Annotated in this window: 18 protein-coding genes; 2 read left to right on the top strand and 16 right to left on the bottom strand. The window is 37.8% G+C overall.

All coding sequences use genetic code 11. From position 1 onward, the window contains the following. Positions 1–5: 5 nt before the first annotated feature. From addA to BM260_RS10620, 4 genes are all read right to left on the bottom strand, one after another. Positions 6–3,719 carry a helicase-exonuclease AddAB subunit AddA gene (gene addA, locus BM260_RS10635; protein ID WP_093537327.1) on the bottom strand — a complete coding sequence of 1,238 codons (3,714 nt, stop codon included), beginning with the start codon at positions 3,717–3,719 and terminating at the stop codon, positions 6–8. Beyond that, positions 3,706–7,200: a helicase-exonuclease AddAB subunit AddB gene (gene addB, locus BM260_RS10630; RefSeq protein WP_093537326.1), complete on the bottom strand. Its 3,495-nt coding sequence runs from the start codon at positions 7,198–7,200 to the stop codon at positions 3,706–3,708. Before addB ends, addA begins: the two co-directional genes overlap by 14 nt. A 331-nt stretch (positions 7,201–7,531) precedes the next feature. After that, positions 7,532–8,074 carry a signal peptidase I gene (lepB, locus tag BM260_RS10625; RefSeq protein ID WP_322788078.1) on the bottom strand — a complete coding sequence of 181 codons (543 nt, stop codon included), beginning with the start codon at positions 8,072–8,074 and terminating at the stop codon, positions 7,532–7,534. Position 8,075: 1 nt separating this feature from the next. Further along, positions 8,076–8,717: a TVP38/TMEM64 family protein gene (locus BM260_RS10620; RefSeq protein WP_093537324.1), complete on the bottom strand. Its 642-nt coding sequence runs from the start codon at positions 8,715–8,717 to the stop codon at positions 8,076–8,078. Positions 8,718–8,827: 110 nt separating this feature from the next. Between BM260_RS10620 and BM260_RS10615 the strand changes: the two genes are divergently transcribed. Both BM260_RS10615 and BM260_RS10610 read left to right on the top strand, forming a co-directional pair. Continuing rightward, positions 8,828–9,535, top strand: a complete 708-nt coding sequence (locus BM260_RS10615) for an AzlC family ABC transporter permease (RefSeq protein ID WP_245762694.1) — start codon at positions 8,828–8,830, stop codon at positions 9,533–9,535. A gap of 4 nt (positions 9,536–9,539) precedes the next feature. Beyond that, a complete protein-coding gene (locus BM260_RS10610) occupies positions 9,540–9,848 on the top strand; it encodes an AzlD domain-containing protein (RefSeq protein ID WP_093537323.1) in 309 nt (102 codons plus the stop codon). Between the two features lie 45 nt (positions 9,849–9,893). Here BM260_RS10610 and BM260_RS10605 read toward each other — a convergent pair whose 3' ends face one another. The 12 genes from BM260_RS10605 to secA form a co-directional block, all read right to left on the bottom strand. After that, positions 9,894–10,151 carry a CsbA family protein gene (locus BM260_RS10605; protein WP_093537322.1) on the bottom strand — a complete coding sequence of 86 codons (258 nt, stop codon included), beginning with the start codon at positions 10,149–10,151 and terminating at the stop codon, positions 9,894–9,896. Between the two features lie 8 nt (positions 10,152–10,159). After that, positions 10,160–11,329, bottom strand: coding sequence for a PDZ domain-containing protein (locus BM260_RS10600; protein WP_093537321.1), 1,170 nt, complete (start codon positions 11,327–11,329; stop codon positions 10,160–10,162). Between the two features lie 85 nt (positions 11,330–11,414). After that, positions 11,415–12,830 carry a S41 family peptidase gene (locus BM260_RS10595; RefSeq protein WP_093537320.1) on the bottom strand — a complete coding sequence of 472 codons (1,416 nt, stop codon included), beginning with the start codon at positions 12,828–12,830 and terminating at the stop codon, positions 11,415–11,417. Positions 12,831–12,902: 72 nt separating this feature from the next. Continuing rightward, on the bottom strand, positions 12,903–13,481 hold the full coding sequence (locus BM260_RS10590; RefSeq protein WP_093537319.1) for a peroxiredoxin family protein: 579 nt from the start codon (positions 13,479–13,481) through the stop codon (positions 12,903–12,905). 2,139 nt (positions 13,482–15,620) lie between these two features. Next, positions 15,621–16,946, bottom strand: a complete 1,326-nt coding sequence (locus BM260_RS10585; protein ID WP_093537318.1) for a murein hydrolase activator EnvC family protein — start codon at positions 16,944–16,946, stop codon at positions 15,621–15,623. Between the two features lie 29 nt (positions 16,947–16,975). Beyond that, positions 16,976–17,863, bottom strand: coding sequence for a permease-like cell division protein FtsX (gene ftsX / locus BM260_RS10580; protein WP_093537317.1), 888 nt, complete (start codon positions 17,861–17,863; stop codon positions 16,976–16,978). Continuing rightward, positions 17,853–18,539, bottom strand: coding sequence for a cell division ATP-binding protein FtsE (ftsE, locus tag BM260_RS10575; RefSeq protein WP_093537316.1), 687 nt, complete (start codon positions 18,537–18,539; stop codon positions 17,853–17,855). The genes ftsX and ftsE overlap by 11 nt, the downstream gene beginning before the upstream one ends. A gap of 278 nt (positions 18,540–18,817) precedes the next feature. After that, positions 18,818–19,165, bottom strand: coding sequence for a cytochrome c551 (cccB, locus tag BM260_RS10570; RefSeq protein WP_093537315.1), 348 nt, complete (start codon positions 19,163–19,165; stop codon positions 18,818–18,820). Between the two features lie 50 nt (positions 19,166–19,215). After that, positions 19,216–20,091, bottom strand: a complete 876-nt coding sequence (locus BM260_RS10565) for a YitT family protein (RefSeq protein ID WP_093537314.1) — start codon at positions 20,089–20,091, stop codon at positions 19,216–19,218. A gap of 764 nt (positions 20,092–20,855) precedes the next feature. Then, positions 20,856–22,322 carry a methyl-accepting chemotaxis protein gene (locus BM260_RS10560; protein WP_093537313.1) on the bottom strand — a complete coding sequence of 489 codons (1,467 nt, stop codon included), beginning with the start codon at positions 22,320–22,322 and terminating at the stop codon, positions 20,856–20,858. An 81-nt stretch (positions 22,323–22,403) separates the two neighbouring features. Beyond that, positions 22,404–23,508 (bottom strand): peptide chain release factor 2 gene (prfB, locus tag BM260_RS10555; RefSeq protein WP_407691709.1). Its coding sequence is split into 2 segments (ribosomal slippage): positions 22,404–23,441 and positions 23,443–23,508, totalling 1,104 coding nucleotides; the frame shifts between segments, so codons are not numbered across the junction. Positions 23,509–23,702: 194 nt separating this feature from the next. Beyond that, a complete protein-coding gene (gene secA, locus BM260_RS10550; protein ID WP_093537312.1) occupies positions 23,703–26,213 on the bottom strand; it encodes a preprotein translocase subunit SecA in 2,511 nt (836 codons plus the stop codon). Positions 26,214–26,294 lie beyond the last annotated feature (81 nt).

Here is a 26,294-nt window from a genome sequence, read left to right as displayed (position 1 = left end):
TCCCCCTAAAATGACACTGTTCTATTTACGTCAAATAAGTATAGTACTTTTTCTTTTATCTCTACTTGTAGTATTGCCTCAATTGCCTGTGTATAAAGAGACAATTGTAGCTGATAACGTTGTTGCATCTCTTTTTGTAATATGGAGTCGTCCTTAACTAAATGCTTTACTTTATCTGTTTTATAGTCCAATAAAACCCAACGACCATCCTCTTCCAAAAACAAGCAATCTACGACCCCTTGGATAATTTGTTTATCTCCATCTGCGTCTTCTAATGCATACGTAAAAGGAAACTCTCGCATAATTTCTTTCGCATTTCGTAGACGTTCTGCCATTTCTGACTGGAAGAAGGAAACCATTTGCTTAGGTTTTATAGCAGCTCGTTCAGCTTTCGTTAAAATTTCACGTTCTTCCAGCCTTTCTGCAAAAAGGAGAACCTGCTCTTCATTTTTTTGTTCCTGAAGATCGACATTTTGCATAAATGCATGGACCGCAGTACCTGCTTCTGCACCTGTCAAAGCCGTTTCCTGCTGCAGGAAGAAAGGACGCTTCGCAACTTTTTTTAGATTAGTTGGACCAGACATTTTAAAATAGTCATCGTCCGATTGTTCCATTAGCTGCTGAATTTTCTTCATCTCACTAACAGTTTGCTTTGAACGTTTATGAGTAGAAATTTCATGGACATATGGTGTATCGAAACGGTCCTTAATTTCCTGTGAATAAACACTTTTTGATGGATCTATTAGCTGCTCAAGTAAAACAGCCTCTTTTTCTTCCTCTTGTACAGTGTGCTTTAAATCATCTACACATTTAGCAACAATCTTCCATTTTGATTCGCTATCTACGAGATTTGCTTCATTTACTTCCGATAGCTGCCTGAAATTTGTATGTCTTGCTAAAGCTGGACCAATCCAGTCTAAATACCCTTTTGCTTTCGCACGCATATAACCCGGTAACATTTCTTCACTCAAAACATTTTGGGCATCAACCCATTTTTCTAACGTTTTTGCTAAATCTTTTATAGACCCAATGAGGAATAATTGTTCTTTCGCACGTGTCATTGCTACATATAAAACTCGCATTTCCTCAGCTTTCAATTCCATTTGCTTTTGTTCCTTCATAGCCAAAAATGGCAATGAAGTGTAAGAAATTCGCTTGTCAGGATCAATTGCTTTTACTGCAAGTCCAAAAGATTGGTCAAATAAATAAGCTTCATTAAAATCCATTTGGTTAAAGGGCCTACCCATTCCCGCTAAGAACACAACTGGAAATTCCAATCCTTTAGAAGAATGAATAGTCATTAAACGAACAACATTTTCCTTTTCTCCTATAGAGCGTGCAGCACCTAAGTCATCCCCTCGTTTACGCATACGATCGATGAAACGTAAAAAGCGGAACAGCCCACGAAAAGAAGTTTTCTCATAATCGATTGCACGGTCGTGTAGAATACGAAGGTTTGCTTGTCTTTGCTTACCATTTGGCATCGCACCTACTATTTCATAGTAATGCGTATCTAGGTAAATCTGCCATATTAAATCGGCAAGTGAGCCTCTCCTACTTAAATCGCGCCAATCTTCATATTGAAGTAAAAATCTTTGTAGCTTCTCAGCAGTATCAGACGACAGTCCAGCTCCTCCGGTAGACACAAAGGTTTTCATCGCATCGTAGAAAGGTTCTTTTGGAGCAGTTAACCGGATAAGTGCAAGCTCAGATTCTGTAAGACCGACAAACGGCGATCTAAGTACAGATGCAAGTGATATATCTTGATAAGGATTATCTATTGTACGCAACGTATGTAGCATGATCAGCACTTCAATTGCTTCAAAATATCCTTTCGAAAGCTCTGCATATAGTGGAATACCCGCTTCTTTAAATTGCTCTGTAACCTCTCCTGACCATGTCATCGACCGCATTAATATGACCATATCGCTATACCGGACGGGGCGATGAGTTTTTTTCCATGGATCGTAGACAGTAGCTTCGGATCGAATCAGTTCGTCTATTTTTGAAATAATATATCGCGCTTCAGCTTGTGACTTTTTAAGTTCTTCCTCTGTCATTACTTCGATTGTTTCTTCGTCATCTTCATTTGGTTCAGCACTACCGTCTTCCACTTCATATAACAGTGCCAGTTCAACAGGAGTTTCGATTTCTTCATATGGTGCTCCAGCTTTTAACGAAGCTGCTTCATCGTATTGAATTTCCCCAACTTGTTCACCCATTATTTGACTGAAAATATAGTTCGTTGCATGCAATACTTCTTTTCTACTGCGGAAATTGGCATTTAAATCGATTTTGATACCAGAATCGATTGGAAGATCGTTGAATGCGAGATATTTCCCTAAAAATAGCATTGGCTCCGCTAAACGGAAACGATAAATGGATTGCTTTACATCCCCTACCATGAACATATTGCCAGTATTTTCATCTCCACTTTTCACAAATTGTAAAATGGTTTCTTGTAGTAAATTTGTATCCTGATATTCATCCACTAGCACTTCTTTAAAACGAGCTTTATATTCCTTCGCTATTTCGGAAGGAATGAGTTCACCATTTTCACCCTGCTCCGATAGAATATCTAATGCGTAATGTTCCAAGTCTGAGAAGTCGACTAAACCTTTTTCATTTTTAGCTGTGGTATAACGTTCCCCATATGCTATAGTCAATTCCACTAGTTTTTGCAGCTGTGGGGCCATTAAACGCATTTCCTCTAACAATCTTTCAGGTGTTCGAGTGAAATAATTATCCTTTAAGTCATTAATGATTTTCTTCACTTTCGTACGTTTGTTAGTCGCTTGGTTTTTCAATCCTTCATCGCAAGAATCTTTTTTTATCGCTGCCGCTCTTCCCCATTTAATGCCCTGGAAATAATGAAAAACATTTTGCCATGAGCTATTTTTCATCAAGTCAACTGCTTCTTGAATCATTTGCTGGTCGATTACCGCAGTATCTGCAAGAGGTGCTGGCCCATTTGGTTCGTTTGCAAGTCGACGAATCTCTTCAGTTACAGCGATTGCCTCTTCTAAATGATGTATGATCGCAAGTTTCAATGAGCCAATAAATGATAACTCATCAATCATCATGTCTTCCGAAAGATTATATGCTTCAGGAATTGCCAGTAACCATTTCTCTGGTTCCGGATGAACGCGTGAATAAGAATAGAGCTTTTCAATCATCACTTCGATGGATTGATCATCACGATCGGATGTGAAACTGTCCGATAATCGATACATAGGTTCTGGATTATCGACATGATAAGCTTCTTCTAGCACTTCTGCTAACATATCGTCACGCATAATTGCAGCTTCTGTTTCATTTGCGATACGGAATCCTGGATCTATCGTAAGCATATAAGCGTATTGTCGAACAATATTTAAACAAAATGAATGCAATGTAGAAATTTGGGCTTTGTTTAATAGACTTAGTTGCTTTCGTAAGTGATTCGATGTTGGATCATTTGCAATAGCCTTTTCAAGGGCCTCTCCCATACGATGGCGCATTTCTGCTGCCGAAGCATTAGTAAAAGTAACAACCAGTAACTCATCGACATTAATCGGTTGTTCTTTTGCAATGACTTTTTGTATGAGTCGGTCGATGAGAACAGCGGTTTTTCCCGATCCTGCAGCAGCGGATACAAGTACATCAGCACCTGTTGCCCAGATAGCCTTCCATTGTGCAGGTGTCCATGTTAACTCTGCTGGCATATTAGGAATGTTCATGTGGACTCATCTCCTCACGTATTTTTTCAGCTATTATTTCAGGCTGCTCCACTTTTAATGCACGTACTTGTTGTGCGGGATCCGCGGGATCAAATTGGCAAACACTACGGAACGAGCAATAATTACATGGCATTTTATCTTTTATTCGATAGGGTAATACTCTAGTATCGCCAGCATTCATCCCGTTTCCTGCTTGTTCATGCTTTTTACGAACAAAGGACTGTAGTAATCTCATTTGCTCCGGTTCTACTACTTTGGACGATGATTTCGATAAGTTTCCGTCTTTGTTCATGCGTACGGGAATAACCTTTGAAAATCCTGAGATTTGGTCGTCCATTTCCATAATTACTTCAGTATCATCAAGTAGAAGGCCATTCATTTTATATGATTTATAAATAGCATCCTCAAGTTCTTCCTCTTCCATTTCTTTTTGTGATTGGATAAATGGATTATGCATATGCACATATAAAACTCCTGCTGGATCAGCATCTTCATGTAGCCACACATCAGCATTTTCAACAGCGACATCTAAATAAGTTAACATTTGAAGAGAAATACCGTGGTAAACCTCATTCAAATCAATCCCTTTTTTAGAAGATTTATAATCGACAATTCGAACAAACATATTGCCGTTAATATTAGCTGCATCAACACGGTCAATTCGACCGCGTAATTGCATCTTCCGGTTCCGCTTCAGTGGAATTTCTAAAGCTGGCAATACCTCTCCAGGACCAAACCCTGCTTCTATAGCTATCGGGACAAAGCCCGAGCCTTTAGAATGTCTACTTAAAGCGATTAACGTATTAGCAACGATTTGTTCCAATTTTCGTTGAATGTATCGATAGCGGTTTGTACTTAATAACAATTGGTGGACAAAAACAGGCACAATATAATCGACCGCTTGTCTAGCAAGCTGGTGGCATTGCGGGCGGGTTAAATCAGACCATTGTATATCTATACGCTTCGTTTCATCCGCAATCCATTTTAACGCCGCATGGAATAAGTCTCCCATTTGTGGTGCTTCTAATCTATACTCCGCACGCTCTTCTAGCTTTAGACCATAGGATGCGTAATGTGCAAAAGGACAACTATAGTATTTCTCTACCCGAGACACACTAGAAATCATTGTGTCTCCGTATAAAGCAGCAGTCATTTCTTCATTTAATCTTTCGGTTTTATTGCCATGGATTAATGGCTTCGTAATTCTCTTCAATAATTTGGACCAATATGGATCCTCTAAATAATATTGATAAACGGACTGCCACACTTCAGTTAACTTACCTGTTGCTAGTGCTCCTCGAAGTTGCATAACCACATAGGGTAATGTAGGGCGTGGATGACTAATGGAAGTTAAGTCTAATTCATCCGAGAGCATATCACTTGGATCCACAACAGCTATTTCGACCGGTAAGTCGCTTACCATCTGATGAAGTTTTTTTATATACAAGGAAGGCAACAGCGCTTTCCCTTCGTTATCTGCCATCGGATACGATACGTATAGGAAATGAGATGCGGTTACGAGGGCTTTGTATATTAAATAGTTTTCGTCCATTAAACGCATTTTCGATGTAGGTGCTAGTTCAAAGCCAATTTGCGTGAACCATTCACGCTCAGTGTCTGTTAATAACCCTTCATGGTCCATCCGTTTTGGATATGCTCCATCGTTAACACCTACTACAAATGCTGTTTTAATATTTGTGAGCCGAATAATATCTACATTTCCAACTATTACTTGATCAATCGTCGGCGGAATGCCCGAAAAAGTAAGTTGGTCGTAACCCTCGTCTAAAATTTTCGCTACTTCCTCCAAGGACATTTCCTTTTCACCAAACATCAAGACAAATTGGTCTATTACATTTACCCATTCGTTCCACACTTGTTCATGTTCGGAAGCTAGAAGCAATTGGCCATTTTCTTCTTCCGCTTGCTTTAAGCTTTGTAACTTTTCATATACGTTAAGTGCCTCTATAAATGTATAAATAGCTATTGCAAAATCCTTACCAGTTCTACTTTGTTTCAGCTGATCGGAAAGAAGTTTTATTGGTTCGACGATTAAATCTCTCATTGTATGAATATCAGCTTGAATACTCTTCTCTTCATCTGTTTGGACTTTGGAATAAAACTCTAAGCCTCGATATTTTTTATAAACCCAGCGTCTCTCATCTAGCCATCTATCTCCATAAATTCCGAATGCCAACACAAAATTTTCTAAACGATCAGCACGCTCTCTCCAAGTTTTTTTAGAAGCATCTAATGGGAAAAACAAATCCGTCTTCACTGCACGAAAAACTGGTTCATACTTCCAGTCTGTTCGGATTATCTCAAGAATAGTTCGACTAAGTTCAATGAGCGGGTGATGTAACATCGGTTTCTTTTTACTTATGAAAAACGGTATATCATACTGTGGAAAAATAGTCTCGATTAAACCTTCGTATGTATCAGCATCTCTATGCAAAATAGCCATTTCGTTAAACCGAATACTTTTTTGTTGCATGAGCTCACGTATGTGTCTTGCTATAGCATGCATCTCCGCACGACGATTGGCAGCTTCCGTTATGTGAATATTTCCTTCTGATTTTGCTTGCAAAGGAGGAAGCTTATCAAGATTTGCCTCTATATGAGCAATTTCTGGTGACCTAAATCGTTTCTGTTCAGATTGATGTACAGTCTCTTCAATTTCCACCTTTTCCATCTGCGCTATTTCTAATAATCTTGCACATGTATTGGCAGGCTGATAAAAAAGAGATTGTTCATCTACTGCATCCTGTAATGATTCCATAGGAAGGGCAACGGTAATACGTTTTACTTGTTTCATTAATTGCTCGATAATCTCTAATTCTCTCGGCGTAAATGAAGTAAACCCATCTATATATAAATCTGTATTTGCAAGGAGGCTAGAGTCTTTTATTTTATTTGCTAATAAGGTTAAGTATCCTTCTCCGTCAATGTAGCTAACGCCTAATTTTTGCTCTACCTTTTCAAGCATCAGCATGATATCAGAGGATTTATCAATAAGTGTTTTGGGTGCATTTACATTTTCTAAATTGTTTAGTGCATTTGCCATTGTGGAATAGTCCATACAGTATCTACTAAACTCTTTTAGTAATACTTCAATTTGATCGGTAAATCCTCTTTTGGTTGCTGCTCGTTTAAATAGTGTAAATTCGTCTTTGTGGTTTTCAAGTAGGCTACGAATGAGCATTCGGTAACCGAAGCCACTTATTTCTTCTTTAGCGATTCCACCTGTTTCTTGGAGCACGCGCCATGCTAGTCGTTTAAATGTCGTTACTTGTGCTCTAATTAGCCCAGGTAGTCCGGATTCGGCTGCAAGGTCATATTCACTGGAAAAGGACATCTGGTCAGGTACTATGTAGAATATTGGGTCTCCTATAGGAGCTTTTTGTAGAGCTGTGATTATTTCTTCGTGGATAAAAGTTGTTTTTCCAGAGCCTGATCGGCCACTGACTATTCGTAGCGACATTGGGTTTTCAATCTCCTTTCTAGTGATTTAATATCTTATAATGAAATCTCAACCTTTTTACTGGTTACTTGCACTGCTATTCGTTACTTGCTCTCGGTGCTCATTTACTCTCAGGACGGATAAATAATCCTGGATGAAGGAGCTTTAACGGCTTCCTGAAGGTTCATGTGTAGCGTGAGGCAACATATCCTTCTAGGAACAATCTATTAATTTGCTTAGTATGCTGAATATAATTTTTGTGAATGCTAGAGTTATCCAATATTTTGTGGAATATTAAAAAACCGAATAATCTCCTATCTCTATTGTACAAAACATACTACAGAGAGGGAAATTATTCGGAATAAAATTGGGATGTAGCTTGTGATATTGGCCAGTAGCGTGCTTTTACCGTACCAACAATTTCTTCAGTATCTACAAAATAGAAATATCGACTATCCATACTAGAAATACGATTATCGCCTAGAACAAATAACTTTCCAGACGGAACCCTTTGACTTCCTGTTAGTTCCTCTAATTCAAAATCACCAGTAAAGTTCTCATCTGGATTATTGAACGCACTATAAGACTGCAAATAAGGTTCTTTTATTCTTTTATTGTTTATAAACAACTCATCATTCTCATAGGTAATCGTATCACCTGGCAGACCAATTACACGTTTTACATAATCTTCTTGCTGATCACCATGGAAGATCACAATATCCATGCGTTTAACTTCTGTCATTTTACTAACTATTACCTTATCTTTATCGTTTAATGTGGGCATCATTGACTGGCCCACTACTTCATAATTTGTCACGAGGAATACTTTGACAAGTGTCACGATTAAAATACCTATTACAAGTGCTGCCAACCATTCCCATATTTCTTTTTTCACATTATTCAAGACTTTCTCCTCTTTTGTTTTTTCGTTCGCTGCTAATCAATCTAAAATCAGCCTCTACTTTTTTATTTAATCTCTTTTCAATTGCCTTACCTACAAACCATAGTATAGCAATTACCAAAATAACAATAGCGGTTCTAATTGGTTGAGTGATTAATGCTTTGATGTCAGATCCAATAAAACTAACAACGAAAATCATAATGAGTTTACCTAATGCCAGTGTCCAGAAATATGTGTTTTTCTTCATATCTGAAAGACCTGCAACAATATTAACTAGAGCAGAAGGTGTAAATGGAAAACAAACGAGTAAAAAGAGTGGTCCAAATCCATTTCGCTCTACCCATTTTATTAATTTTTGAATTTTAATATGTCTTGTAATAAAACCTAATGCGCGAGCTCGTCCATATTTTCGGATGACTAGGAATACTGCATAGGAACCAGCTACAGACCCTATCCAGGATATTAAAAATCCAAACAATAATCCATAGGCATTGACGTTTGCTACTATGAAAACGACTAAAGGTAAAAATGGAAGAAAGGCTTCCAAAAAAGGTAATAAGATACCAATTAGCGGTCCAAGTGCTCGATAATCATGTGTTAAGTTAGTTAAAGTTTCTAATGAAAACCATTCCGGCATTTGGCTCTCCTCCAAATATGTATATTTATACTATTCCCATTTTTGCTGTACATAAAACTCTCTAATTATAGTATAATTTGATGATTATGCATTTAGGTGGTGAACATTTTGTGAATAAAAATTCGTTTTTATCGGGTTTGAAAGCTGGAGTCAGTATAGCAATCGGTTACTTTCCAGTTGCACTGACATTTGGCTTGCTAGCAAAAACGACCGGACTGTCTATTTGGGAAGCAACCGCGATGAGTATTTTTGTTTATGCAGGAGCAGCTCAATATATGTCCCTCACACTAATTTCAAAAGGGGTTGACCCTATTTTAATCGTTTTAAATACATTTGTCGTTAATATTCGTCACTTCTTAATGACGGCTGCACTTAATGAAAAGATGCAAAGTGAAAAAAGATGGGTCAAAGGGATTTATGCTTTTGGTATTACAGATGAGAGTTTCTCAGTATTAGCTACACAAAAAGAAAGTAAAATAGCTACTCCCTTTGCTTTTGGCGTAGCTGTAATTGCATATAGCAGCTGGGTTATATTTACCGCAGTTGGACATGTCATTGGCGCAAATCTCCCTGCATTTTTACAAGCAGCAATGTCCATTGCTTTGTATGCGATGTTTGTTGGATTGCTTGTTCCATCTATGCGTGGAAATCGTAAAGTGGTAATGCTTGCGCTTGTAGCTGCCGTAATTAACGGTTTCTTTTATTGGACCGGGCTATTATCAACTGGTTGGTCCATCTTAGTTGCTACATTGGTATCTTCTATTTTAATTGAAATCATTTATGCAAAAAGAGGGAAAAACTTACCGAAAGGGGCTTAACAAAATGGGGATGTGGTATTGGTGGACTTTGCTTGGAATGGCACTGGTGACATATATTCCAAGGGCATTTCCTCTTACCTTTTTAGAAGGGAAAGAATTGCCTCCAGTCGTATCGGGGGTATTGCGTAATATTCCTTATGCAGTATTAGGAGCTTTAATATTCCCAGCTATTTTATACGTCCAACAAGACAATCTTTTATTTGGCTTAATAGGAGCAGCCGTAGCGTTTAGTTTAGCTTTTCTATTTTCAAATGTGATGATTGTAGTTCTTGGAACAATTGGAGTTTTAGCCGTATATAGCTTGATATTTTAATCCGTTTGTTTGTACATAGTTTTTAGAACAAAAAATCCGCTCTCTTTACAGAGGCGGATTTTCTTTATTATTACTAGTTTTCATATTGGTACTATACCAAAATCCTAATGTAAGGGATGCAGCGTCAATCACATAAATCCACCATCTATGTGTATAGCCTGCGTAGACCGATGCTGCGAATAATGCTACGGTTAATACTAGCGCAACATAATGATTGAAAGTGATACGTGTAAATAACACGACCATTAATCCCGGAGCAAAAATAGCCAATATTATTTGAGTTGTGATTGATAGTGATTCCATAGCTTCTCCTATCTAACTAAGATTAGACCTAGTCGATAATGATCATGTCTAAATAGTATGTGCTGACGAAGACGTAATTCTCCGTTTGAATCCAGCACTTCTAGGCGACAATGAGCAGCATTTATTTGAACTGCTTCATATAATTCCTGTTCGTTTTCAACTTTCTGTCCGTTCACTTTAACAATACGTTCTCCTATTAAAAGACCCATTTTCTCGGCAGGAGATCCAGAAAGCACACCTGCAATCATAACACCATTCGATTGTGGCGATACAGCATAGTTCCCTGTTTTTTCTTGTTGGTATTTTATAATAGTTATTAGCAATCTCGCGATGACACCTATTAGTATAGCAATTGCACTTACTAATGGCTCAAAATAACCGATCGCTGCAATTATTGTAATAACAATTCCTAGTTGCCAAACAATTTTACCGTACCCAGCAAAAAAATGAATCGGTAGAGAATGTTGAGATTTTTGTTGGAAACCAATTACAAATGGAAATACAACGAAAGAAAAAGCAGTTTCTCCTAATGTAAACTGTGGCCAATAAGGTAAATACGTAGGAATAACATCCCCCGGGATCACCAGTAGTATAGGTAATAACCATAATTTTTTCACATGATATACAATCGCTTCGATACCTCTATGAGTAGTAACCAGTTTTGGTGAAGCTTGAGCTGACCCATGCTTTTGAATAAGGACGCCCTCTACAATGAGTAACAATCCAGCAATTATAGCAACTGGCACAATTCCTGCCTGAAGAATATCTAGCCCCGAAACAGTCCAAGTAAATACGTCTAAACTCCAGTTAAATGTATACATAGCGTAGGCAGTTGCCGTACCTAATGCAATTGTATAAATAGCAGAACCAAACTGATACGTAAACAATAGTATAAATAATAGCATCCACATGCTATATATCAATAGCCATGAATTAGGAATAACTAATCCGATAGCTACGCTAATAACTGATAAAATAAGTGCCCAAATGATACCATCTAGCAAGAACCCTTTTGCCTCGGTCCATCCCCATAGTAGCCTCGTGCGAAATTGTCTTCTTTCTCTTTTAACGCGAACGTATCCGATCAATATCGAGAAGAGAAGCGTAACATATACTGCTGGATGGAGGAAAAAACGTCCAATTCCTTTAACCAATTCGATTAATACTTCTTGCACCATACGCATCCCCTCACTTACAACTATACTTCCTATTATTGTAACAAACGTAGAGGGCTTTGCGTATAGGATTTTCGTATATACTTTGTTATTTGATATCGTGAAGTAAATAACTTACTCCCATTTGGAACTGTTTATCGTTTTCTCTACTAGTTTTATAATCTAGAATAGTTTTTGATAATGACTGAAATAATACATCATCAATCTCGTTATACTCGTCTAGGCTTCTCTCTTGTCGATACTTTTCAATAGCATCCTGTGTATCTTCATCAAAATATCCATCCTGACGACTGATATTATAACCAATTGCCCCTAATACTTGTTGAACATACTTTACTTCCTCCCCGAAGTCTCCCACATGAAAATTCCCTTGATAGTATTTTATATCCATCATATATAATTCATCTGGCTCGACCTGTAAATCTGCTTGAATTCCTTTGTGATGGATCCACTCTTGTTTCGGAGTAAGCCATTTATGAGTGGAGATTTTAAGCTTCCCTCCATTTTGAAGTGGGTGTGTTTCTTGCACTGTCCCCTTACCAAAACTTTTTTCGCCAACAATCATTGCACGCTTATTATCCTTTAAAGCCCCGGCTAATACTTCACTTGCTGAAGCACTACCCCCATTTTGTAGCAACACCACCGGGAGCTTGTTTAAATACTGATTGTCTTTTTTTTCAGTATTTAGCATTTCCAAAACCCCTTTGGCATCTTGCATATAAGCAAAAGTGGAACCATTCGGTAGTAAAGTACCGATTATTGTCGAAACACTATATAAATAACCACCTGGATTTCCTCGAACATCAATTACAAGTCCATCTATTCCTCGTTCTACTAAAGCTTTCGTTTGTTTCTCCCATTCTTCTCCAGTCTTCTCTCCAAATAATGAAATATTGACAATACCTAGTGAATAATCATCTACTTCATAAACATCACTGGAAACCGTATGCATCGCAATCGTGTCCCGTTTCATATGTAATTCGACATGGCGATTCTCACTAGACCGATATACAGTCATTTTGATACTAGTACCTTTTTTACCGCTTAATAACTGCATTAACTGCGTCATTGACTTCCCTTCTACCCTTTCTTCATTTACTCGAACGATTTCATCTTGAGGCTTTAAGCCAGCTTTAAAAGCAGGTGAATCTTTTAAAGGTGCTACTACGACAAACTTTCCTGCCGAAAGCATAATCTCCGCTCCAATTCCAACCCGTTCCTCCGCTAGTGATGCTTCTTGGTTCGCTGCTTCTTCCATAGTTAAATACGTACTATGCGGATCCTCTAATGCCTCAGCCATACCACGAATGGCTCCTTCAACAAGCAGACTGTCATTTTTGGAGAATACTGCTTCTTTTTTGATCAATTGAAACGCTTCATCAATGACTTGACTATTACTTACATCTTTTTGTTCTGTAGCTGATGGTTTCATCAACCACATATACCCGATACCTAAAACAACTACGACTAGCAATCCATAAAGAAAAAATCGACTTTTGCGCAAGTTCAACCTCCTACTTTTCCACTAATATATGTGTGAAAAGAGGAGTTTAATACTTGCCCCAAAAATCGATTCTTATTTTAAATTACTTATATAGTCTGCTAACATTTGCTCATCCATTGGACCAACAATCTTATTTTGGATGGTCCCTGTCGTATCTATCATATACGTCGTTGGTATTGTAATCGCTTGATAGGCTTCCCCAACTACCCCATCTTCATCTAAAAGTATAGGAAAGCTAAGTGCATAATCATCTTGGAAGGCTTTCACTTTATCAATTCCAACATCGCTACTTGTCAAATTGACAGCTAAAATTTCTACATTTTCTTTTTCTGCCATATCTTCGTAATAGTTTTGCATATGTGGCATTTCTGCTTTACATGGTCCACACCAGGTTGCCCACAAATTTAAAACTATTTTCTTCCCTTTATAATCTGCGAGCGTAACTTCCTCGCCAGCTAATGTCGTGAGTGTAAAGTTAGGTGCCACATTCCCTTGACCTAAACCTTCGTTGGCAGGATTGTTTGCCAAATCTGTGCCCATCTGCTCCCCTGCAAATGCTTCTTGTTCATCGATATTACCTCTAACAAACGATATTGTGGCTATCGCTATTAGAGCAGCAATAACTACTAGCGCAATTATTTTCTTTTTCATATAATACCTCCTACTTGGTACGATATTTCTCTGCCCTTATTATATGTTATCCGTTGCCTAAAATACGAATTAAAAGAGTTGCAATTGTGACTATGTAGTGAAGAGTAAGCTTATGAAATATTTTCTAAACGGATGGGCGCTGGCCGCACGCTACGCATGAGCCTTCTAGGATGATCGCTTTCAGCTCCTTTATCCTTTAGGAAGTCTCATTCTTCGCGCTCATGCAGCTTGAAAGGCGCACATCCTAAGTACCACTGATCATACTAAATTGTTCTTATGCTAATAAAATGTTCTCTAACGGATGGGCGCTGGCCGCACGCTACGCATGAGCCTTCCAGGATGGTCGCTTTCAGCTCCTTCATCCTTTAGGAAGTCTCATTCTTCGCGCTCATGCAGCTTGGAAGGCGCACATCCTAGTTTCTGCTGATGACATTAGAGAAGATATTCTAAAAGGACAATATAACAATAGAAAGTAATTATGTTCCGCTATTAGAGAATTTTTTCCGTTTCGCGAGTAAATAAGTTTGCAGAGTGAGTAAATCCATTGTGACCGCCAGTATCTATTGAATTATGCGAGTATTTGAATCAGGTCCGCTTGTATTTAACGTTCCTGAGTGAGTAAATGATATTTATGCTAATGAAAATCTTCTCTAAACGGATGGGCGCTGGCCGCATGCTACGCATGAGCCTTCCAGGATGGTCACTTTCAGCTCCTTCATCCTTTATGAAGTCTCATTCTTCGCTCTCATGCGGCTTGGTAGGCGCACATCCTAGTTTCTGCTGATGACATAGAGAAGATTATTCTAAAGAGACAAATCATTAGAAAGTAATCATTCTTGCTAATTTATGACAATTTTTTCCGTTTCGCGAGTATGCAGGGTGAGTAAAACCATTGTGAACGCCAGTATCTAGTGAATTATGCGAGTATTTGAATCAGGTCCGCTTGTATTTAACGTTCCTGAGTGAGTAAATGATTAATGAAATGTCTTCTAAACGGATGTGCGCTGGCCCCACGCTACGCATGAACCTTCTAGGATGGCCGCTTTCAGCTCCTTCATCCTTTAGGAAGTCTCATTCTTCGCGCTCATGCGGCTTGAAAGGCGCGCATCCTAAGTACCACTGATGATACTGGATTTAATTTCTTTAGATCTGAATCATCTTCTCTTAACTAACCTTTTCCAATTCATCGTTTTTATACTACTAAGTCAATTCAATTTCAAAGTTAATACCTACTCACTTCTTGATTGAAGTGCTGTGCGGCGACTCCAGCGGCAACAGCGTGTCCAGGTGAGACTCTGCAAGAGGCTCACGGACCGCCCGCGGAAAGCGTCCGCACGGAACGGAAATCACAGTAGTAACTTCCTTTTGTTACTTACTACTATCTGTTATTTGCTGCCTTCTATATTAAAATTTCCAATTCATCGTTTTTATACTAATAAATAAATTCAATTTTAAAGTTAACACCTACTCACTTATTGATTGAAGTGCAGTGCGGCAACAGCGTGTCCAGGTGAGACTCCGCAAGAGGCTCACGGACCGCCCGCGGAAAGCGTCCGCACGGAACGGAAATCACAGTAGTAACTGCCTTTTGTCACTTACTACTATCGGTTATTTGCTGCCTTCTATAATAAAATTTCCAATTCATCGTTTTTATACTACTAAGTCAATCCAATTTCAAAGTTAATACCTACTCACTTCTTGATTGAAGTGCAGTGCGGCGACTCCTGCGGCAACAGCGTGTCCAGGTGAGACTCTGCAAGAGGCTCACGGACCGCCCGCGGAAAGCGTCCGCACGGAACGTAAATCACAGTAGTAACTGCCTTTTATTACTTACTACAATCGGTTATTTGCTGTTTTTTCCTTCTATATTAAAATTTCCAATTCATCGTTTTTATACTACTCAATCAATTCAATTTTAAAGTTAACACTACTCACTTATTGATTGAAGTGCTGTGCGGCGACTCCTGCGGCAACAGCGTGTCCAGGTGAGACTCTGCAAGAGGCTCACGGACCGCCCGCGGAAAGCGTACGCACGGAACGTAAATCATAGTAGTACCTTTCCATAAGCTATCTTGAATTCTATTATGAAATCTACAATAAAAAAACGCTTCTCCACGAATGGAAAAGCGTTGGTTACTATTATAATGAAATATATCTCAGTGGGTTAACAGAGTTTTTGGCCATACCTTCCCAGTTTCCAATATGAATCTCAAAATGTAAATGAGGTCCAGTAGAATTTCCGGTAGTACCTATCGCTCCAATAATCTGACCTTTTGATACAACTTGTCCAACACTAACTTTAATACTACTTAAATGCGCATATAAAGAAGTAAATGTCTGGCCATCAATAGAATGTGTCACCATGATTACATTCCCGTATGTGCTCAGTGGAGAAGCGTAAGAAATAACTCCATCAGCAGCAGATAGTACTGGTGTACCTGTACTGTTCGCAATATCAATACCGTAGTGAGTTTTTACTCCTCCTGAAATTGGGTGTGTTCTACTACCATATCCAGAAGTGTATCGACCTGATGCTGGTTTTGTCCATGCCCCAGCAGAGACATTTGGAATGGCTATTGAAGAACCACCGCCACCGCCACCGCCACTAGCTGCTTGCTGACGTTGTCTTTCTGCTGCTTCTTTACGTTTCTTTTCTTCAGCTGCTTTTCTTGCAACTTCTGCTAATCTTTTTTGTTCAGAAACGATTTTGTTTTGTGTTTCTTGACTTAAGTTTAGAATTTCGTCATATTCCGTTTCTAAAACTTCTTTTTCTTCATGTAATTTTGCTTGTTCTACCTCTAGTTGGTCTACTAAATTACCTTTAGAAGCTTTTTGTCCATCCAGAGAGGCCTTTAAACTTAAAAGTTCATTTTTGCTATCTTCTTGCTGTTGCAATTTTTTGTTTAAACTTGCTTGTTGTTCTTCTAATTGCTTTTTATCATTTGCTTGCTCTTCTAAGATAGTACGATCTGCATCCATCAGCGTGTTGACAGCAGAAAAACGGTCGATAAAATCGATGAAACTATTTGCCCCTAATAAAACATCTAGGTAACTTACAGATCCTCCGCTTACTTGAACAGCACGAATACGTTCTTTTAGTAGTTGATCGCGTTCTTCAATTTTTCTTTCAAGCTCTTTAATAGAAGCTTGTAACTTTTCAATTTCAGTAGTTGTTAATTTTATTTGGTTTAATACTTCCGAAATCTGTGATTCTGTATTAATAATCTTAGTATCTAACTCTTTAATTTGAGCCATAATTTGATCTATTTTCGATACATTTTGATCGATCTTACCTTCTGTATGTTTGATAGTTGAGTCAATATTATTTTTCTTTTGCTCTAATTGTTTTTGTTCTTGTTTTAAATCATCTAGAGTATTCGCTAAAGCGCTAGGAGTCGTTATTAAAAGCGCCCCAGTAGTAGCTATAGCCATAATTCTTAGCATCCATTTAGACTGTTTTCTCAAAACCTATCTTGCTCCCTTCAATTTACCAATTATACCCGTAAAAATTTACGAACCGACATGAAACTTCCCCAGATACCAATAAGTACACCCATTAATAATATTAATGCGTTTACTTGATAAATAAATGGCGAGAATTCGAGCAGTTTAAATAAGTTTCCTGATTCTAATTTTGGCTCTAACAATTTATAGATATTAGAGTAGAGTACTGTAACTAATGTTATAGGAATGATAGCTCCTAAAATCCCTAGCCACATACCCTCTAAGATGAATGGAATACGAATAAACCAATTCGTTGCTCCTACTAGTTTCATAATTTCGATATCTCTTCTTCTTGCAACAATTGTGATACGAATGGTGTTAGATATTAGGAACATTGCTGTAAATAGTAATGCCAAGATTAGCACTAATCCAACATTTCTCCCTGTGTTCAAGAAGGAGAATAGTTTTTCTATTTTACCTTCCCCATACTTAACTTCAAACGTATTATCGAGACGATCTAATTTTGCTGCCACTTTTTCTGTTTCCTGAGGATTGGTAGCTTTAGCATAAAACACATCATGTAGTGGATTCTGTTGTTCAAATAATCGTAAATCTTCTCCAAAATCAACTACTAATTTACTTAATTCTTCTCCTTTTGGAGAATATGTAACTTCTTCAATTCCAGTTGTGTCTTTAATATCTTGTTCTAGCTTTGTAATAGCTGCTTCATCTGCTGTTAATTCGACATAGACCTTAATCTCTACGTCTTTCTCCAAGTCATCTGCTACTTTGTTCAAGTTCATCATAATCATGACAAAAACGCCGACAAGTAATAATGTAACTGTTACCGCACTAACCGAAGCAAATGTCATCCATCCGTTACGACTGATGCTCTTTAAACTTTCTCTAAAGTGTCTTGCTAATGTTCTACCCTTCATAACCGTATTCTCCTCCGTATTCGTCTCGAGTGATTAATCCACCCTCAACTGCAATAACACGGTGTCTAATAGTATTAACAATTTCTCTATTATGAGTTGCCATAATAATTGTTGTTCCTCGAGCATTAATTTCTTTAAATATATTCATAATTTCCCATGAGGTTTCTGGGTCTAAGTTTCCTGTAGGTTCATCTGCTATGACAAGTTTGGGTCTATTGACGATGGATCTTGCAATTGACACACGTTGTTGTTCTCCACCTGAAAGCTCCGTTGGGAACATTCTTGCTTTGCCTTTCAACCCTACCAGTTCTAATACATCCATAACTTTTTGTCGTATCACTTTTGGTGTTTCTTCTATAACTTCTAATGCAAACGCCACATTTTCATAAACACTCAAACGTGGTAATAATTTAAAATCTTGGAACACTACACCGATTTGGCGTCTTAAAAGTGGAACTTTACTATTTTTTAGAGTAGCTAAATTGATACCATTTATTAAAATATCTCCTGAGGTTGGGCGTTCTTCTCGATACATCATTTTGATGAATGTCGTTTTTCCTGCTCCACTTGGTCCAACTACATAGACAAAGTCACCTTGTTCAATCTTTACATCAATACCGTTTGCGGCAACAATACCATTTGGGTATTTCTTGTAGACATTTATCATTTCTATCATTAATAAACCACCTATTTAGATTCGTCATAAAATGCAACACGCCTATTATAACATTAGAAACGCTATTATTTGTTACAATTAGATTTCATTTTATAGGTAATTATAGGGGGAATTGTCTAAAGTCGAATCTACGTTTTATCCTAACTAGTAAATTTCACTTACATACCTTGTACCCACTACCCCATATTCTACATTATGTGAGAAGATTCCTTCTTTTATTTCAATAAAAAAATCAGCTACTCAAAGAGCAGCTGATTTCGTTTGTTAACTTTCAAAGATTATTTCTTAGCAGCTAACCACTCTGCTACTGCAGTTGCGTCATCTCCAGAAATAATACCTCCTGGCATTGCGCCTCTACCGTTTTCAATTACATTTAAAATTTCATCTTGTGATAGGCGTGAACCTACATTGTTAAGGGCCGGGAAGTTACCTTGTCCCTCTAAGTTTTGACCATGACAGCTAATACATTTTGCGCTAACAATTTTCTCTGCGTCAACTGAAGCTGTTTCAGTAGTTGTAGTGCCAGAGTCTGTTGATGTATCTTTATCAGCTTTATCATCTCCGCCACCACATGCAGCAAGTACTAATCCTGCTCCAAATATTAAAGCTAAGAGTTTCTTATTCATGTTATTACCTCCCTAAGTTAAATTTAATCTGCATACTCATTATACCTTACTTATGATCTTTTGAAACCTTCTCCCAGTACTTCATAGGCATCCGAAACTATGACAAAAGCAGCAGGGTCAATAGTTTTAATGATATGTTTCAACTTTGTGAACTCTGTCTGATAAGCCACGACCATTAAAATTGGTCTTTCCACATTCGTATAGCCACCATAAGCTGGAAGTTTCGTTACACCGCGATCAATCTCGGTATATATAGCATCTCTAATTTCATCCTGTTTATTCGTAATAATATAAATCATTTTTGATTGACTAAAACCTAGTTGCACAAGATCAATCGTTTTAGTGGTAACAAATAATGCTATTAACGCATAAAGGGCCCTTTCAATATCAAAAACAAAAGCTGCACTAAGTACGATCAATCCATCTATTAACAGCACACTTGTCCCAAGAGAGAATCCCGTATACTTCGTAATAATTTGTGCTGCTAAATCTGTTCCGCCTGTAGATGCGCCACCTCTAAAAACGATACCCAAACCTAAACCAACACTAATTCCACCAAACAATGCGCCAAGTAATGGATTCATCGTCCATGGTTCCCAGGCAGCCGTCAATAGTACAACTGCTGGTAGCACTAATGTACCGACAAACGATTTAATACCAAATTTTGCGCCTAAAAATATAAGTCCTGCTATAAACAATGGAATATTAAATGCATATTGCACAAGTCCAGGCGCCCAACCAAAGACTCCTTTTAAGATTGTACTAATTCCGCTAACTCCACCAGAAGCTACCTGGTTCGGTAACAAAAAAACGTTGAATGCGATCGCAATAATAGCTGCACCAATGATTACATAAACATAATCCTTGGAATTTTTAATAATGGGGTGTGGTTCTTTATATTGTCTACGATTAATATTAGTTTCCATTTCATTCCTCTTTCATCCACATTCTTTGTTTGCCTGCACTAGTATAACAAGTGAAAAGTAATTTGTGAACTTCAACAAGATAGCGTGTTGACGAGGTGAAGTGGATGAAAAGGAGAGTTGTGGATTGTCTTATATAGATGTTATCTCTCCAAAACAGTGAGTTATACATACAATTTTTTCAAGTTCATGGATAAGTGATTAAAAATATAATTATAAAGTTGATTTCTGCTCATGGACGGACGCTTTCAGCGGGCATGGCTTCAATCTCCTCGGGCCAACAGGATGTTGGTCACGAAGGCTTTGCCACACGAAGTGGCGTTCTTAGCCTTAGTTCCTCTTATAAGCGTTCCTGCGAGGCTTTCAACTCATGCTAGTTCGCTGGAGTCCTCCCTCCGCACCAATCACCAAGTACACCATATTTGTGTTTTTATTACAATACGTAACTATTAAATTGACTGCCTTCGGACAATATGCCGTATAAATCGGTAACTAACATTCTAGGCAAATATGTTAGATACTGTAACCTTACCTTTTATCATGTTTAGATAAGCTCATTTATAATTAATAGTTAATACGACTCCAGCATATAAGCGAGAAAATCGAGATCCCTCAGAGAGCATAGCGAACGTGGATGCTCGGCCTCGCCCGCGGAAAGCGCCAAGCTGAAATGGAAATCAGTATTCCAAGAACTACAGTGTTCACTCTATATTTTTATATACTTTGTATTTAAAAAGAGCATGTCCTAAGACACACTCTTTAAGTAACTATTTTGTATTAATGCTTTGGGCTTCTTTGTATGTTTCGTCGATATAGTTGGCAATTGCCTGCTGATCTTCTGTTATTTGCACAAGTGTTGCATTGAATTCTTCTACAGTCGCGGTACTTTCTTCAATAATAGCCGCAAATTCACTCGTACTAATATTAATGGATTCTGTATTATTGGAGATAATATCTACATCCTTTAAGAACTTAGCTAACTCGTTTTGCAGTTTCTTCATTGTTTCATGAAGTTTATTAAATGATTTATTTGATTTATCGGCTGTTGAAACTTGTGCATAGATTTGATTTACTCCATTTTCTAACTTTTTAAGAGCTTCTTGATTGTATTTGTTTAATTGGTTTAAATTATCATCTATTTTTTCTAGAGACTGATCAGTGACACCAGCAAGCTTTCGGATTTCTTCTGCCACAACGGCAAACCCTTTTCCAAGTTCTCCAGCTCTTGCGGCTTCTATAGATGCGTTCAAGGCTAGAAGATTAGTTTGTGCTGTTATTTGGCGAATATCACTCGCAAAATTATTTGTTTCATTAATTTTTTCGGAAAGACCGTTAAATGTTTTATTTAGTTCCACAAAAAATACGGTGAATTCATCAATTTCATTTTTCATCTTTTCCATCACTATAGAACCGTCCGAAGCATTCTGTTCTGCAAATTCAGCTTGTTTGACGATTTCATGTAAATGTCCAGCCATTTCTTTTACTGAATCAGAAGTGGCCTCAGTAGATTTAACAATATCCACTACATGATCTGCTTGTTTTTGAGAACCAATACTTACTTCCCCTACCGCAACAAGCATTTCTGCCTGTGCATTGTTTGTATTAAATGTATTCGTACGAATTTGCTCTAAATTAGATGTAATGACAGACACTGCAGTTTCCAGTTTTTGATGTAGAAATGTTTCTTCATCAGATTTAACTTTAGCATCTTCTAAAAGTTTTTCAACTTTCGTGAATAGATTCTTACTTTGCCTTACTTGTAAGAAGATACCTAGTGCCATTATGAACTGGATGAAGAAAATATTCACAGTTCGTCCTTCAAAAATACCTGAATCATCCCACATTACATTTAATATCATTGCGAACACGCATAAAATGTAACCGTATACAAAAATACTCTGCTTTGAATGTAAACTGCTTAGAATTAGTATGAAAAGTGCTAAAACGATTGTAGCGATGCTTACTTCATTGAAATAACTCATGCTGACGGCTGTAATAGCCCCAGCTAGTATGGCGAAATATGGGAATATACGTGCGAAATATATCGACTTTCGAGCGATAATAAACATAATTACGGATATGACAAATGGAATTCCAATTGAAATAATGACAACTACTGCCTGTTGAATAATAATTTGAACAAGTAATCCTAAACCTGCTGCTAATGCGTAAGCTAAAAATAAAATGACATTTTTTCTCTGTAAGTCTTCATTTTTCAACTCATTAATATTCATTACTCTTTCCCCTGTCCTTTATATTCCGAAAATTAAAAAACCGATGCTATATAATTATAACATCGGTTTCTAAAACGTCTATTAGTTTATTTTCGAACGTAGATAAGCGTGAATAAACGGATCAATTTCACCGTCTACAACGGCATGAACATTACCGCTTTCTTCATTTGTACGGTGGTCTTTTACCATGGAGTATGGGTGGAATACGTACGAACGTATTTGACTTCCCCATCCGATTTCTTTTTGTTCCCCACGGATTTCTAATAACTGTGCTTCTTGTTCTTCGATCTTCAATTGATATAATTTTGATTTTAATAATTTCATCGCATGCTCACGGTTTTTTATCTGCGAACGCTCTGACTGACAAGTAACAACCGTATTTGTTGGTAAATGGGTAATACGAACGGCTGAGTCAGTTGTATTGATATGCTGTCCACCAGCGCCAGTTGCACGATAAGTGTCAACTTTCAAATCTTCTGTCCGAATATCAATTTCAATTTCATCTGTAAACTCTGGCATTACTTCGCAGGATACAAATGAAGTATGACGGCGCCCTGATGAGTCGAAAGGTGAAATACGTACAAGACGATGAACGCCTTTCTCCGCTTTTAGATAGCCATATGCATTATGTCCTTTAATGAGTAGTGTTACCGATTTAATACCAGCTTCATCTCCAGGTAAATAATCAATCGTTTCTACTTTAAAGCCGCGTTTATCTGCCCATCGTTGGTACATACGAAGCAATATAGAACCCCAATCTTGAGACTCTGTACCACCCGCACCTGGATGCAATTCTAAAATTGCATTATGCTTATCGTATTCTTCACTAAGTAACATTTGTAATTCAAAGTCACTCAGCTTGTTTGTAAACTCATTGAGTTCTTTCCCAAGATCTTCTTGCAACTCTTCATCTGGCATTTCTTTGATCAATTCCAAAGTCATTTCCAAATCTTCTTGCGTAGATTCAAGAGAACGATATTCTTCTACTATTGTTTTTAGAGCATTAGTTTCATTTATTACTTTTTGAGCTCCTTGTGCATCATCCCAAAAATCAGGAAATGTCATTAGCTCCTCTAATTCTTGAATACGAACCTCTTTGTTTTCTAAGTCAAAGAGACCCCCTAAAGTCTTTTAACTTTCCTGAAGTTCTATCTAGTTCATTACGTACTGTTGCAATTTCTATCATTTGTATTCCTCCGACTTTCTGGTGTCTAGTTATAGCGCAAACCTTGTCGTTACAATAACTTTGTAACGACATGTGAACGCATTCTGCATTTCTTTGTGGCTAGCTTCAGACGCCAACCTCTCGAGTCGCTTTACGATTAAGATAAAGTTTTTCCAAGGCCGGTCGAGGGTTACAGGCGTCTTGTGCTTTTTATATTATTTTACTGCACCGTGACAGTTTTTGAACTTTTCGCCGCTACCACATGGACATAGGTCGTTTCGTCCGACAGAAACTTCTTTACGCATAGGTTTTTTCTTCGCTGGGCCGCTTTCTTCTTTTGGATTTACAGCTTGCCCTTTTGCTACTTCTTCACGTTCTAAGTTATTGCGAATTTCTGCTTTCATCGCGTATTTAGCAACGTCTTCCTGGATGGAATCGACCATTGCTTCGAACATAGCGAATCCTTCACTTTGGTATTCGCGAAGTGGATCCGTTTGCCCATATGCACGCAAATGAATTCCTTGGCGAAGTTGATCCATTGCATCGATATGATCGATCCACTTAGAGTCAATAGAACGAAGTAATACTACCTTTTCAAACTCGCGCATACGTTCGGCAGTCATTTCTTCTTCTTTCGCATCGTAGAAACTTATAACTTCTTGTTTGATTTTTTCGATCATTTCTTCAGAAGATAAACTTTCTAATTCTGATTGTGTAATGACACCTTCAGGCAATAAATTCGCTTGAACATAATCTTCAATCCCTTTTAAGCTCCAGTCTGCCTTATTCTCAGAGCTTGTATGAGTAGAAACTAAACGTTCAATTGCGCCAAATAGCATCGACTCAACTAGTACACGCATATTCTCTGTTTCAAGTACTTCATTACGTTCTTTATAAATGATTTCACGTTGTTGACGTAGTACATCATCATATTGTAATAAACGCTTACGTGAATCGAAGTTATTTCCTTCTACACGTTTTTGTGCTGATTCCACAGCACGAGATACCATTTTAGATTGAATTGGCTGTGAGTCATCCATACCAAGCTTAGACATCATGGCACGCATATTATCGGAACCAAATCTGCGCATTAACTCATCTTCCATCGATAGGTAGAACTGTGTTACCCCTGGGTCGCCTTGACGACCAGAACGTCCACGTAATTGGTTATCTATACGACGAGATTCATGTCGTTCTGTACCAATAACCGCTAATCCACCAACTTCAATGACACCGTCACCTAATTTAATATCTGTACCACGACCAGCCATATTTGTTGCAATCGTTACAGAACCTAAATGTCCCGCAGTCGCAATAATTTCTGCTTCATGTTCATGATTTTTGGCATTTAATACATTATGCTTAATGCCATGTTTAGTTAACAATTTAGAAATAATTTCAGAGGTTTCAATGGCAACAGTACCTATTAGAACTGGTTGACCATTTTTATTGCGTTCTGCAATATCAGCCGCTGCTGCTTCGTATTTACCATTCATAGAAGCATAGATTAAATCTGCACGGTCATCCCTTGCTATTGGACGATTTGTTGGAATAGCAATAACGTTCATATTGTATATATTACGGAATTCTTCTTCCTCTGTTTTTGCCGTACCTGTCATACCAGACAACTTATCGTACATACGGAAGAAGTTTTGGAATGTAATTGTAGCCATTGTCATTGACTCATTTTGAACTTCTAAGCCTTCTTTTGCTTCAATCGCTTGATGAAGACCATCACTGTAACGACGACCTTTCATCAGACGACCCGTAAACGAATCGACGATTACAATGTCACCTTCTTGAACGACATAGTCGACATCCAAATGCATAGAAGCGTGAGCTTTAAGTGATTGATTGATTGCATGGTTTAAACGCACATGAGTCAAGTCAAATAAGTTATCTATATTGAAAGCTTTTTCTACTTTTTCAACACCTGTATCCGTTAGTGTTACACCTTTTGTAGATTCTTCATAAGAATAATCTACTTCTTTTGTTAAGGTACGTACAAATGCATTTGCTTGTTTATAAAGAAGTGCTGCTTTATTGGCTTGTCCAGAAATGATTAAAGGCGTTCTAGCTTCATCGATTAAGATGGAGTCAACTTCATCAATTACAGCGTAGTGAAGTGGACGTTGCACTTTATCTTCTTTGTATAACACCATATTATCTCTTAAATAATCGAACCCAAGCTCATTATTCGTCGAATACGTAACATCCGCAGCATAAGCTTCACGTTTTTCTTCTTTGGACATGGAATTTAAATTTAATCCCACACTTAAACCTAGGAAATTATATAATTTTCCCATCTCCGCAGCATCACGACTAGATAAGTATTCATTGACCGTAACAACATGCGCACCAAGACCAGTAATTGCATTTAAATAAATGGATAATGTAGAAGTTAGTGTTTTACCTTCCCCAGTCTTCATTTCCGCAATATTACCTTCGTTTAGAGCAGCTGCTCCCATAATTTGAACACGGAAAGGGAACATTCCAAGTACACGTCTAGATCCTTCACGTGCTACTGCAAATGCTTCTGGCAATAAACTATCTATGCTTTCTCCTTTTGCATAACGTCCGCGGAACTCGTCTGTTTTCCCACGAAGTTCATCATCAGTTAAGGCTTCCATTGTACTTTCTAATGCTTCTACTTTATCCGCAATTTTTTCTAAGCGTTTTAGTTCACGTTTATTCAAATCGAACACTTTGTTTAATACACCCAGCATCTATTTTCACTTCCCATTTAATATCTTACTCTACATTTTACCATTCGTTCTAAAGGCACGCAAATAAGGTCCATTATTAAA

Source organism: Psychrobacillus psychrotolerans (assembly GCF_900115805.1).
Lineage (GTDB): Bacteria > Bacillota > Bacilli > Bacillales_A > Planococcaceae > Psychrobacillus > Psychrobacillus psychrotolerans.
Note: the sequence above shows the minus strand (reverse complement) of the source record. Positions and strands in the feature narration are given on the sequence as shown.

What these genes read in the sequence shown, in the direction of transcription:
- BM260_RS10605 (WP_093537322.1), bottom strand. Translation starts at nt 10,151, where the DNA reads ATGGAATCACTATCAATCACAACTCAAATAATATTGGCTATTTTTGCT.
- BM260_RS10620 (WP_093537324.1), bottom strand. Translation starts at nt 8,717, where the DNA reads ATGCCGGAATGGTTTTCATTAGAAACTTTAACTAACTTAACACATGAT.
- BM260_RS10565 (WP_093537314.1), bottom strand. Translation starts at nt 20,091, where the DNA reads ATGGAAACTAATATTAATCGTAGACAATATAAAGAACCACACCCCATT.
- secA (WP_093537312.1), bottom strand. Translation starts at nt 26,213, where the DNA reads ATGCTGGGTGTATTAAACAAAGTGTTCGATTTGAATAAACGTGAACTA.
- ftsX (WP_093537317.1), bottom strand. Translation starts at nt 17,863, where the DNA reads ATGAAGGGTAGAACATTAGCAAGACACTTTAGAGAAAGTTTAAAGAGC.
- BM260_RS10600 (WP_093537321.1), bottom strand. Translation starts at nt 11,329, where the DNA reads ATGGTGCAAGAAGTATTAATCGAATTGGTTAAAGGAATTGGACGTTTT.
- addB (WP_093537326.1), bottom strand. Translation starts at nt 7,200, where the DNA reads ATGTCGCTACGAATAGTCAGTGGCCGATCAGGCTCTGGAAAAACAACT.
- BM260_RS10610 (WP_093537323.1), top strand. Translation starts at nt 9,540, where the DNA reads ATGGGGATGTGGTATTGGTGGACTTTGCTTGGAATGGCACTGGTGACA.
- addA (WP_093537327.1), bottom strand. Translation starts at nt 3,719, where the DNA reads ATGAACATTCCTAATATGCCAGCAGAGTTAACATGGACACCTGCACAA.
- BM260_RS10560 (WP_093537313.1), bottom strand. Translation starts at nt 22,322, where the DNA reads ATGAATATTAATGAGTTGAAAAATGAAGACTTACAGAGAAAAAATGTC.
- cccB (WP_093537315.1), bottom strand. Translation starts at nt 19,165, where the DNA reads ATGAATAAGAAACTCTTAGCTTTAATATTTGGAGCAGGATTAGTACTT.
- BM260_RS10590 (WP_093537319.1), bottom strand. Translation starts at nt 13,481, where the DNA reads ATGAAAAAGAAAATAATTGCGCTAGTAGTTATTGCTGCTCTAATAGCG.
- ftsE (WP_093537316.1), bottom strand. Translation starts at nt 18,539, where the DNA reads ATGATAGAAATGATAAATGTCTACAAGAAATACCCAAATGGTATTGTT.